At 70.7% G+C, this 9957-nt stretch carries 10 protein-coding genes; 9 read left to right on the forward strand and 1 reads right to left on the reverse strand.

What is annotated here, in order from left to right:
- Positions 1 to 166: 166 nt before the first annotated feature.
- The 8 genes from prmB (at position 167) to ABB33_RS17185 (ending at position 8144) form a co-directional block, all read left to right on the forward strand.
- On the forward strand, positions 167 to 1093 hold the full coding sequence (gene prmB / locus ABB33_RS17150; RefSeq protein ID WP_056932901.1) for a 50S ribosomal protein L3 N(5)-glutamine methyltransferase: 927 nt from the start codon (positions 167 to 169) through the stop codon (positions 1091 to 1093).
- Entirely contained in the window at positions 1090 to 2193 is a 1104-nt protein-coding gene (aroC, locus tag ABB33_RS17155; RefSeq protein WP_056932902.1) for a chorismate synthase, read from the forward strand. Before prmB ends, aroC begins: the two co-directional genes overlap by 4 nt.
- A complete protein-coding gene (locus ABB33_RS17160; protein WP_056932903.1) occupies positions 2186 to 3238 on the forward strand; it encodes a 2-hydroxyacid dehydrogenase in 1053 nt (350 codons plus the stop codon). Before aroC ends, ABB33_RS17160 begins: the two co-directional genes overlap by 8 nt.
- 82 nt (positions 3239 to 3320) lie before the next feature.
- Positions 3321 to 4346, forward strand: a complete 1026-nt coding sequence (locus ABB33_RS17165; RefSeq protein ID WP_056932904.1) for an aspartate-semialdehyde dehydrogenase — start codon at positions 3321 to 3323, stop codon at positions 4344 to 4346.
- Positions 4347 to 4471: 125 nt separating this feature from the next.
- Positions 4472 to 6277 carry a FimV/HubP family polar landmark protein gene (locus ABB33_RS17170; protein ID WP_152985149.1) on the forward strand — a complete coding sequence of 602 codons (1806 nt, stop codon included), beginning with the start codon at positions 4472 to 4474 and terminating at the stop codon, positions 6275 to 6277.
- A complete protein-coding gene (locus tag ABB33_RS17175) occupies positions 6274 to 6654 on the forward strand; it encodes a VOC family protein (protein ID WP_056932906.1) in 381 nt (126 codons plus the stop codon). The genes ABB33_RS17170 and ABB33_RS17175 overlap by 4 nt, the downstream gene beginning before the upstream one ends.
- A 60-nt stretch (positions 6655 to 6714) precedes the next feature.
- A complete protein-coding gene (truA, locus tag ABB33_RS17180) occupies positions 6715 to 7488 on the forward strand; it encodes a tRNA pseudouridine(38-40) synthase TruA (protein ID WP_056932909.1) in 774 nt (257 codons plus the stop codon).
- Positions 7485 to 8144 carry a phosphoribosylanthranilate isomerase gene (locus ABB33_RS17185; protein WP_056932907.1) on the forward strand — a complete coding sequence of 220 codons (660 nt, stop codon included), beginning with the start codon at positions 7485 to 7487 and terminating at the stop codon, positions 8142 to 8144. The genes truA and ABB33_RS17185 overlap by 4 nt, the downstream gene beginning before the upstream one ends.
- Before the next feature lie 24 nt (positions 8145 to 8168).
- Here the strand turns inward: ABB33_RS17185 and ABB33_RS17190 are convergent, their stop codons facing one another.
- Positions 8169 to 9062, reverse strand: a complete 894-nt coding sequence (locus ABB33_RS17190) for a LysR family transcriptional regulator (protein WP_056932908.1) — start codon at positions 9060 to 9062, stop codon at positions 8169 to 8171.
- Between the two features lie 283 nt (positions 9063 to 9345).
- On the opposite strand from ABB33_RS17190, the gene ABB33_RS17195 reads away from it, so the two are divergent.
- Positions 9346 to 9957: pyridoxal-phosphate dependent enzyme (locus ABB33_RS17195; protein ID WP_152985150.1), on the forward strand; the 612-nt coding region annotated here is incomplete at its 3' end.

A 9957-nucleotide genomic window follows, 5' to 3' on the forward strand; every position in this document is an offset into this window, starting at 1 on the left:
GGCGGGGCGCGGGTCTGCGGGGGCGGTGGCAGTGCGCGCTGGCGGCCGCTTGCCGGGGCGTTGCGGGCCGATGCCGGGACATCGCCGCAGTTTCGGCTGCAACCGGGCGCTCAATATACCGGGTGCACGCCTATAATCGCAGACCATCCTTGTCCCCCGTATTGCCATGACAGCCCAGGCGGCCGCCGAACTCCACACGATCATCGACCTGATCCGCTACGGCGCCAGCCGTTTCAATGCCGCGGGCCTGACCTTCGGACACAGCTACGACAATGCGCTGGACGAAGCCACCAGCCTGGTGCTGCATACCCTGCACCTGCCGCCGGACCTGGGCCCGGCCTATGGCCAGGCGCGACTGCTGGCAGAGGAAAAGCAGCAGGTGCTGGCGCTGTTCGAGCGCCGCATCGCCGAGCGCGTGCCAGCCGCCTACCTGACCGGCGAGGCCTGGTTCGCCGGCCTGAGCTTCAAGAGCGACGCACGCGCGCTGGTGCCGCGTTCGCCGATCGCCGAACTCATCCTCAACGGTTTCGAACCGTGGCTGGCCGGGCGCGACGTCACCCGCGCGCTGGACCTGTGCACCGGTTCGGGCTGCATCGCCATCGCCATGGGCCATTACTACCCGAACTGGCAGGTGGACGGCAGCGACATCAACGAAGCCGCGCTGTCGCTGGCGGCCGAGAACAAGGAGCGCCTGCTCGCGCACAACGTCGAGCTGGTCCGCAGCGACCTGTTCGCCGGCCTGCAGGGCCGCGTCTACGACCTGATCGTCACCAACCCGCCGTACGTCACCAACGACGAGACCGACGCGCTGCCGCGCGAATACGCGCACGAACCGGAACTGGCGCTGCGCGCCGGCGACGACGGCCTGGACCTGGTGCTGAAGATCCTGCGCGACGCGCCGGACCACCTGAGCGAGGACGGCCTGCTGATCTGCGAAGTGGGGGATTCCGAGCAGCACCTGGTCAGGCTGCTGCCGGAAGTGTTCATGTCCTGGATCGAGTTCAAGGTCGGGCAGATGGGCATCTTCGCGGTCGAGGCCGCCGAGCTGCGCGCGCACCACGCGCGGATCGCCGAGCTGGCGGCGCAGCGATGAGCTCCAACGCCTTCGGCAAGCTGTTGACGGTCACCACCTTCGGCGAGTCGCACGGGCCGGCGATCGGCTGCGTGATCGATGGGTGCCCGCCGGGGCTGGAGATCGCGCCGGAGGAGTTCGCCCACGACCTGCAGCGCCGCGCCACCGGCAAGAGCCGGCACACCTCGGCGCGGCGCGAGGCCGACGAGGTGGAAATCCTGTCCGGGGTGTACGAAGGCCGCACCACCGGCACCCCGATCGCGCTGCTGATCCGCAACACCGACCAGCGCAGCAAGGACTACAGCAACATCGCCGCGCAGTTCCGCCCGGGCCATGCCGACTACAGCTACTGGCAGAAGTACGGCATCCGCGACCCGCGTGGCGGTGGCCGCTCCTCGGCGCGCGAGACCACCATGCGCGTGGCCGCCGGGGTGATCGCCAAGAAGTGGCTGCTGCAGCGCCACGGCGTGACCGTGCGCGGCTGGCTGTCGCAGTTGGGCGGGATCACCCCGCGTGGATTCGACTGGAGCGCGGTCGAGGACAACCCGTTCTTCTGGCCCGACGTCGCGCAGGTGCCGGAGCTGGAGGCGTACATGGACGCGCTGCGCAAGTCCGGCGATTCGGTCGGCGCGCGGGTGAACGTGGTCGCCGACGGCGTGCCGCCGGGCTGGGGCGAGCCGATCTACGGCAAGCTCGACGGCGAGATCGCCGCGGCGCTGATGAGCATCAACGCGGTCAAGGGCGTGGAGATCGGCGACGGTTTCGCCAGCGCCGCGCAGAAGGGCACCGAACACCGTGACCTGATCACGCCGGACGGCTTCCAGTCCAACCATGCCGGCGGCATCCTCGGTGGCATCGCCACCGGCCAGCAGATCGTCGCCTCGATGGTGCTCAAGCCGACCTCCAGCCTGCGCCTGCCGGGCGCCACGGTGGACGTGCACGGCAATGCGGTCGACGTGGTCACCACCGGCCGCCACGACCCGTGCGTCGGCATCCGCGCCACCCCAATCGCCGAGGCGATGCTGGCGCTGGTGCTGATGGACCAGGCGCTGCGCCACCGCGCGCAGTGCGGCGACGTGGGCACGATGGCGCCGCGCATCCCCGGCAGCCTCGATGGCTGACCGGCGGCCCCGCGTCTGGGTGGCGCAGCCGCTGTTCGACGATACCGTCGCGCAGCTGGCCGCGTACTGCGACGTGGTGGCCACGCCGGTCGTCAGCGCGCACGACAGTGCCGCGCTGGCGGCGCACCTGGCCGGGGTCGATGGCGCCCTGGTCACGCTCAACGAGCGCATCGGCGCGGACGAGATCGCCGGCGCCCGGTCGCTGAAGGTCGTCGCCAACGTCGGCGTCGGCTACAACAACCTCGACATCCCGGCGCTGAGCGCGGCGGGCATCATCGCCACCAACACCCCGGACGTGCTCACCGAGACCACCGCCGACCTCGGTTTCGCGCTATTGATGGCCGCGGCGCGGCGCATCGTCGAGTCCGACCGCTGGCTGCGCGAGGGCCACTGGGGGCAATGGTCGTTCACCACCATGCTCGGCGCCGACCTGCATGGCAGCACCCTGGGCATCCTGGGCATGGGCCGCATCGGCCAGGCCATCGCCCGCCGTGGCCATCATGGCTTCGGCATGAGGGTGCTGTACCACAACCGCTCGCGGCTGCCGGCGGAGGTGGAGCAGGCGGTCGGCGCGCGTTACGCGGGGTTCGACGAACTGCTGGGCAGCGTCGATCACCTGCTGCTGGCGTTGCCGTACACCGCGCAGAACCACCATGTCATCGATGCCGTCGCGCTGGCGAAGATGAAACCCGGCGCCACGCTGGTGAACATCGCCCGTGGCGGCCTGGTCGACGAGCTTGCGCTGGCCGACGCGCTGGCCCAGGGCCGGCTGGCCGCAGCCGCGCTGGATGTCTATGAGAACGAGCCGCAGGTGCGCCCGGAACTGCGGGCCCTGCGCAACATCGTGCTGACCCCGCATGTCGGCAGTGCATCGCTGGCCACGCGCCGGGCGATGGTGCAGCTGGCGGTGGACAACCTGCTGGCGGGCCTGGGCATCGGCCCGGATGCCGGCCGCCCGGCCAACGTGCTCAACGCCGGCGTGCTGGCCGATGGCGGTACCGGCATGGGCGATGCCGGCCGCAGGATCGACATCAACAAACGATAGGGAGCCTCCGTGGCTGTCGCCGGAGGTTCCCCGAACCTGGCTCGATGCGTGTCCCCCCATCTCTTTCCTTCGAGTACGCCCCATGAGCAATGAAGTCCGTCGTTTCCACGTAGCCGTCGTCGGTGCCACCGGCGCGGTCGGCCAGACCATGCTGTCGATCCTCGCCGAGCGCGAATTCCCGGTGGGCAAGCTGAGTCTGCTGGCGTCCGAGCGCTCGGCCGGCCAGCAGGTCGAGTTCAACGGCGAAAAGGTCACCATCCAGGACCTGGCCACGTTCGATCCTGCCGGCGTCGAGATCGCCCTGTTCTCCGCCGGTGGCGGCATTTCCAAGGAGTACGCGCCGAAGTTCGCCGCCGCCGGCGCGGTCGTCATCGACAATTCGTCCTCGTTCCGTTACGACGACGACGTGCCGCTGGTGGTGTCCGAAGTCAACCCGGAGGCGGCCCGCAACCGCCCGCGCGGCATCATCGCCAACCCCAACTGCTCGACCATGCAGTTGATGCCGGTACTGGCCCCGATCCACCGCGAGTACGGCATCGAGCGCATCAACGTGGCCACCTACCAGTCCGTGTCCGGCGCCGGCCAGACCGGCATGGAGGAGCTGGGCAAGCAGACCGCGCAGCTGCTCGGGTTCCAGGAGATCGAGCCGGCCAAGTTCCCGGTGCAGATCGCCTTCAACCTGATCCCGCATATCGACGAGTTCCTGGACAACGGCTTCACCAAGGAAGAAATGAAGCTGGTGTGGGAGACCCGCAAGATCCTCGGCGACGACAGCATCCAGGTGAACCCCACCGCGGTGCGGGTGCCGGTGTTCTATGGCCACTCCGAGGCGGTGAACATTGAAACCCGCAAGAAGATCAGCGTCGAGCAGGCGCGCGAACTGCTGGCCGCCGCACCCGGCGTGAAGGTGGTCGACGAGCGCAGGGCCGGTGGCTACCCGACCCCGGTCACCCATGCCTCGGGTACCGATCCGGTCTATGTCGGCCGTATCCGCGAGGATCTTTCGCACCCGCGTGGGCTGAACATGTGGGTGGTGGCCGACAACATCCGCAAGGGCGCCGCGCTCAATGCGGTGCAGCTGGCCGAGCTGGTCGCCAGCGGCGGCTGAGGCCATCCCGGCGGCGGGAGCGGGCGGGGCGCCGGCGCGATGCCGGCGTCCGCGTTTCCGGTGCGGTATTCGGAATCCGGGTCTGCCGGTATATTGCCTGCATGAAACCAAGGGGCAGGGGCGCGATGCGCTCGATACAAGGCGTACTGTTGCTCGCGCTGGGGCTGTACAGCAGCGCCGCGCTTGCCCTCGGCCTGGGCAATATCCGCGTCCTGTCCAAGCCGGGGCAGCCGCTGGTGGCCGAGATCCCGGTGATCTCCAGCGACCCGGGCGAGCTGGAGCGCGCCACGGTGGGGCTGGCGTCGGCGGCGACGTTCGAGCGCGTCGGCCTGTCGCGCCCGGAGGGGCTGGTCGGCGAGCTGCAGTTCCAGTTCGCCCAGGATGCGAAGGGCCGCGCCGTGGTCCGGGTGACCAGCGCGACGCCGGTGCAGGTGCCGGCGCTGAGCTTCCTGATCGAGGTCGACTGGGGGCAGGGGCGGCTGGTGCGCGAATACTCCGCGCTGGTCGCCGCGCCCGAGACCGCCACCGCGGTGGCCGAGCCGGTGATCGAGGCACCAGCGGCGGCCCCGTCCAACCTGATCGTGCGCGAGCCTGCGCCGTTGCCGGCACCCGCACCCGCACCACAACCCGTCCCGGCCAAGGCCACGGCCCCGGTCGCGGCGTCCGCCGGGCCGGTGCCAGCACCGGCAGCGTCCGCGGCGCGGCCAACGGCCACGGCCGCCGGCACGCTGGCGCCGGTGCAACGCGGCCAGACCCTGTCGGGGATCGCCCGCGACCTGGCCCGCGACAATGGGGTTTCCCTTGACCAGGCGATGGTGGCGCTGCTTCGCGCCAATCCCGAGGCCTTCATCCGCGGCAACGTCAATCTGCTCCGCCAGGGCGCGGTGCTGCGCGTGCCCGGAAACGGCGAGCTGGAACGCATCGACAGCGCCGCTGCACGCGTGCTGGTACGCGAGCATGTCGCGCAGTGGCGCCAGGCGCGCGCGCCGATTCCGCAGCCGGCGGTGGCCGGCGCGGCGACTGCCGCCGCCAGGCCGGCGGCGGCGCCGGTGGCGGCAAACGATGCACGGCTGGAGATCGCGCCGGCGGTGGCCGGTGCGCGGCAGACGGCAGGAACGACGACCGGGCTCGAGGCCGGTGGCGAGGGTGACATGGTGGCGAACGAACAACTGCGGCAGGCCAGGGAAGACCTCGCCACGCGCGATGCGGAACTGCAGGAACTGCGCGAGCGCGTGGCCGAGCTGGAAAAGCTGCAGGCGCAGCAGCAGTCGCTGATCGAGATGAAGGACGGCAACCTGGCCGCGGCGCAGCAGCGCCTGGCCGAGGTCGCGAAGAAGGAGCCGGCAGGTACCGCGCCGTGGGCCTGGCTGGGCGTGCTGCTGCTGGTGGTGGCCGCGGCGGGCTGGTGGCTGTCGCGCCGGCGCCGGCCGTCGCCGCTTCCGCCGTCGCCGGCCGTGGGTGCCGCTGCCGGCATGGAGCTGTCCGCGCTGGCCGCGGCGATGCCGGCGGTGGAGGCGGAAACCGCTGCCCGGGATGTGCCTGGCCAGCAGGGACATGCGCCCGTCGGTGACGAACCCGAGGTCGAGGCCGAGGCTGCGCCGTTCTGGTCGAGGCCATCCGCCGGTGCCCCCGCATCGCGTCCGGCGCGACAGGAACCGGTGCTGTCGCCCGAAGCGGCACCGCTGCCAACCGATGACGACGCGCCGGCGGAGCCGGCTGCACAGGAGACGGACGCCTGGCCGGCCGCCGACATGGCCAGCCTGGCACCGCTCAATCCGGCCCCGGCCGGCCGCGAGCGGCTCGAACTGGCGATCGCCTATCTGGACCTGGGCGATGCGGAGACCGCGCGCACGCTGCTGAACGAGGTGGCGGCGGGCGATGATGCGCTGGCACGCGCCGAAGCGATGGAACTGCTGGGGCGACTGCGATGAGCGGACAACAGGCGGCGGTGAAGCATGAGCGGCGCATCGACTACGTGGAGTTCGCTTCGCGCGACCCCGCGGCGAGCCGGCGCTTCTTCGAACAGGTGTTCGGCTGGAGTTTCGAGGACTACGGTCCGGACTACACCGCGTTCGACGACGGCGGCCTGCAGGGGGGATTTTTCCGCGGCGAGCCGGCGACCAGTGCAGCCGGCGCACCACTGGTGGTGCTGCAGGCCACCCGGCTGTCGCCTTTGCAGGCGGCGGTGCTGGCGCATGGCGGGCTGCTGAGCAAACCCGAATTCACTTTCCCCGGTGGCCGCCGTTTCCAGTTCATCGAGCCGGGCGGCAACGAGCTGGCGGTGTGGTCCCAGCGCGAAGCGGATTGAACAGGCGCCCGCCGGGGGATTCCAGCCCCGGCCGCGGCCGGCGAGATGAGAGGTTTGACGATGCGCTATGCGCTGGGCGTGGAATACGACGGCAGCGATTTCAAGGGCTGGCAGCAGTTGGGTGAGAACGGCTGTGCCAGCGTGCAGGCCACCTTGCAGGAGGCCCTGTCCTCGGTGGCCGATGCCCCGGTGAGCGTGGTCTGCGCCGGGCGCACCGATGCCGGCGTGCATGGCGAGTGCCAGGTGGTGCATTTCGACAGCGACGTTGTGCGCGAGCCGCGCGGCTGGGTGCTGGGTACGACCACGCGCCTGCCGCCGTCGGTGTGCGTGCGCTGGTGCGTGCCGGTGGCCGACGATTTCCATGCGCGCTTTTCGGCGCGGGCGCGGCGCTACCGCTATCGCCTGCTCAACCGCCAGGTGCGGCCGGCGCTGTACCGGCAGACGCTGAGCTGGGAACGTCGTCCGCTGGATGCCGGTGCGATGCACCGCGCGGCACAGGCATTGCTGGGCGAGAACGACTTCAGTTCGTTCCGCAGCGTGCAGTGCCAGGCGCTGCACGCCCGCCGCGAACTGCAGGCGATCTCGGTCGCGCGCCACGGCGAGGTGGTCGAGGTGCAGGTGCAGGCCAACGCCTTCCTGCACCACATGGTGCGCAACATCGTCGGCTCGCTGCTGCTGGTCGGCGCCGGGGAAAAGCCCGAGGCGTGGATCGCGCAGCTGCTGGCGCTGCGTGACCGCACGCAGGCCGGGCCGACCGCGCCGCCGCAGGGGCTGGTGTTCGTCGGCCCGCTGTATCCTGACCAGTGGCAACTGCCGGCCGAGGTGACGCTATGACCCGCATGCTGTTCCGCACCCGCATCAAGTTCTGCGGCATGACCCGCGCCGGCGACATCCGCCTGGCCAGCGAGCTGGGCGTGGATGCCATCGGCTTCGTGTTCGCCCGCGGCAGTACGCGCCGGGTGGCGCCGGCCGAAGCCCGCGCCATGCGCCAGGCGATCTCGCCGATGGTCGACGTGGTCGCGCTGTTCCGCGACAACAGCCGCGAAGAGGTGCGCGAGGTGATGCGCACGGTACGGCCGAGCCTGCTGCAGTTCCACGGCGACGAGGACGACACCTTCTGCCGCGCCTTCAACATGCCGTACCTGAAGGCGGTGGCGATGGGCGGGACCGAGACGGTCACCGCGCGCGGCCTGCAGCAGACCCACCCGCATGCGGCCGGCTTCCTGCTGGACAGCCACGCGCCGGGCGGCAGCGGCGGCAGCGGCGTGGCCTTCGACTGGTCGCAGGTGCCGGCCGGCCTGCACCGGCCGTTCCTGCTCGCCGGCGGCATCCGCCCGGACACCGTGTTCGATGCGATCACCGGGGTGCAGCCGTGGGGCGTGGATGTCTCCAGCGGCATCGAGTCGGCACCGGGCATCAAGGATGGCGAGCGGATGCGCCGCTTCGTCGAGGAAGTGCGCCGCGCCGACATGCACGAGGTGTCCGCGTAGGCTTCCGCCGCCGCGGTGGGGCTGCTATGCGGCCAACTGCCGCCGCAGCCAGTCCGCCAGCGCCTCGATCCGCGGGTGCCGGTCGCCGCCGGCGGTACACAGCGCCCATTGCCCTTCGGTGTCGACGAACCCCCACGGCGCGACCAGGCGGCCGTTGACCAGGTCATCGGCCACCAGTGGCTCGGGGGCGATGGCGATGCCGAGGCCGGCGACCGCCGCTTCGAGCAGGTAGTACAGGTGTTCGAAGCCAGTGCCCTGGCGCAGCGCCGCCGGGTCCAGGTCGTTGAGTGTGGCCCAGGTGGGCCAGGCCTGGGGCCGCGAACGGGTGTGCAGCAGCGCGTGCTCGAGCAGTGCCTCCGGCGGCTGGTGCACGAGCCGCTGCGCGCCATGCATGGACGGGCTGAACACCGGGCCGATGCGCTCGCTGCCCAGGCCGTGCACGGTCCAGCCGGCCGGCCACGGCGCCTGGCCGAGCAGCAGGGCGGCATCGAGTCCGGCCAGCCGTGGCGCGAAATCGCCATCCTGCGCGGCCAGGTGCAGGGTCAGGCCCGGCAGGTCCTGTTGCAGCTGCTGCAGGCGCGGGATCATCCAGCGCGCCAGCACGCTGCCCGGGCAGCCGAGCACGAAGGCGTCGTTGCGTTTGCCCCGGCGCAGGGCGGCCACGCAGTCGCGCAGCTGCGAGAACGCCCCGGAGGCGGCTTCCTGCAGGCGCCTGCCGGCGGCGGTGGGGCGGATGCCGCGGCCGTCGCGTTCGATCAGGGGGACCCCCAGTTCCTCCTCCAGGGCCCGCACCTGGCGGCTGACCGCGCCATGGGTCACGTGCAGCTCCGCGGCGGCAAGACTGACGCTGCGCAGGCGGGCAGCGGCCTCGAAGGCACGCAGGGCATTGAGCGAGGGCAGGGCGTGATCGTCTTTCATGGCGCACGTCCTTGTGCGCCACCCTGCGGGCGGCTCCGCCGTGAACAACGGCTGTCCTGCCGTTCTTTCATGGCGCACACCTGGCCGCCATGGATGGCGGGAATGCCGGTTTTGCAGGAGCAAAAGCCGGCCTCGCGCCACCCTGCGGGCGGCTCTGCCGTGGACAGCCTCTGTCCTGTCGTTCTTTCATGTGAGTTTTTCTAACACAAAAGGGCGCATATATCGATTTTCACCGGCGCGTGCGTGCGCTACGGTGCAGGCCTGTCCTGCCCCGTGTGATGCCATGACCGCCGCACCGATCCCCGATTTTCATGCTTTCCCCGACGCCCACGGGCATTTCGGCCGCTATGGCGGCAGTTTCGTCGCCGAGACCCTGGTCGGGCCGCTGCAGGAACTGGCTGCCGCCTACGACCAGGCGCGGGTCGATCCGGCGTTCATTGCCGCCTACGACAAGGACCTGAAGCACTACGTCGGCCGGCCCAGCCCGATCTACCACGCCGAACGCCTGAGCCGCGACGTCGGCGGCGCGCAGATCCTGCTCAAGCGCGAGGATCTCAACCACACCGGCGCGCACAAGGTGAACAACACCATCGGCCAGGCGCTGCTGGCCGCGCGCATGGGCAAGACCCGCATCATCGCCGAGACCGGTGCCGGCCAGCATGGCGTGGCCAGCGCCACCGTGGCCGCGCGCCTGGGCCTGGAGTGCGTGGTCTACATGGGCGCCACCGACATCGAGCGGCAGAAGATCAACGTCTACCGGATGAAGCTGCTGGGCGCCACGGTGGTGCCGGTGAGTAGCGGCTCGGCCACGCTCAAGGACGCGCTCAACGAGGCGATGCGCGACTGGGTGACCAACGTGCGCGACACCTTCTACATCATCGGCACCGTCGCCGGC

It is taken from the genome of Stenotrophomonas acidaminiphila (assembly GCF_001431595.1).
GTDB lineage: Bacteria > Pseudomonadota > Gammaproteobacteria > Xanthomonadales > Xanthomonadaceae > Stenotrophomonas > Stenotrophomonas acidaminiphila.

What these genes read in the sequence shown, in the direction of transcription:
- prmB (WP_056932901.1), top strand. Translation starts at nt 167, where the DNA reads ATGACAGCCCAGGCGGCCGCCGAACTCCACACGATCATCGACCTGATC.
- aroC (WP_056932902.1), top strand. Translation starts at nt 1,090, where the DNA reads ATGAGCTCCAACGCCTTCGGCAAGCTGTTGACGGTCACCACCTTCGGC.
- ABB33_RS17160 (WP_056932903.1), top strand. Translation starts at nt 2,186, where the DNA reads ATGGCTGACCGGCGGCCCCGCGTCTGGGTGGCGCAGCCGCTGTTCGAC.
- ABB33_RS17165 (WP_056932904.1), top strand. Translation starts at nt 3,321, where the DNA reads ATGAGCAATGAAGTCCGTCGTTTCCACGTAGCCGTCGTCGGTGCCACC.
- ABB33_RS17170 (WP_152985149.1), top strand. Translation starts at nt 4,472, where the DNA reads ATGCGCTCGATACAAGGCGTACTGTTGCTCGCGCTGGGGCTGTACAGC.
- ABB33_RS17175 (WP_056932906.1), top strand. Translation starts at nt 6,274, where the DNA reads ATGAGCGGACAACAGGCGGCGGTGAAGCATGAGCGGCGCATCGACTAC.
- truA (WP_056932909.1), top strand. Translation starts at nt 6,715, where the DNA reads ATGCGCTATGCGCTGGGCGTGGAATACGACGGCAGCGATTTCAAGGGC.
- ABB33_RS17185 (WP_056932907.1), top strand. Translation starts at nt 7,485, where the DNA reads ATGACCCGCATGCTGTTCCGCACCCGCATCAAGTTCTGCGGCATGACC.
- ABB33_RS17190 (WP_056932908.1), bottom strand. Translation starts at nt 9,062, where the DNA reads ATGAAAGACGATCACGCCCTGCCCTCGCTCAATGCCCTGCGTGCCTTC.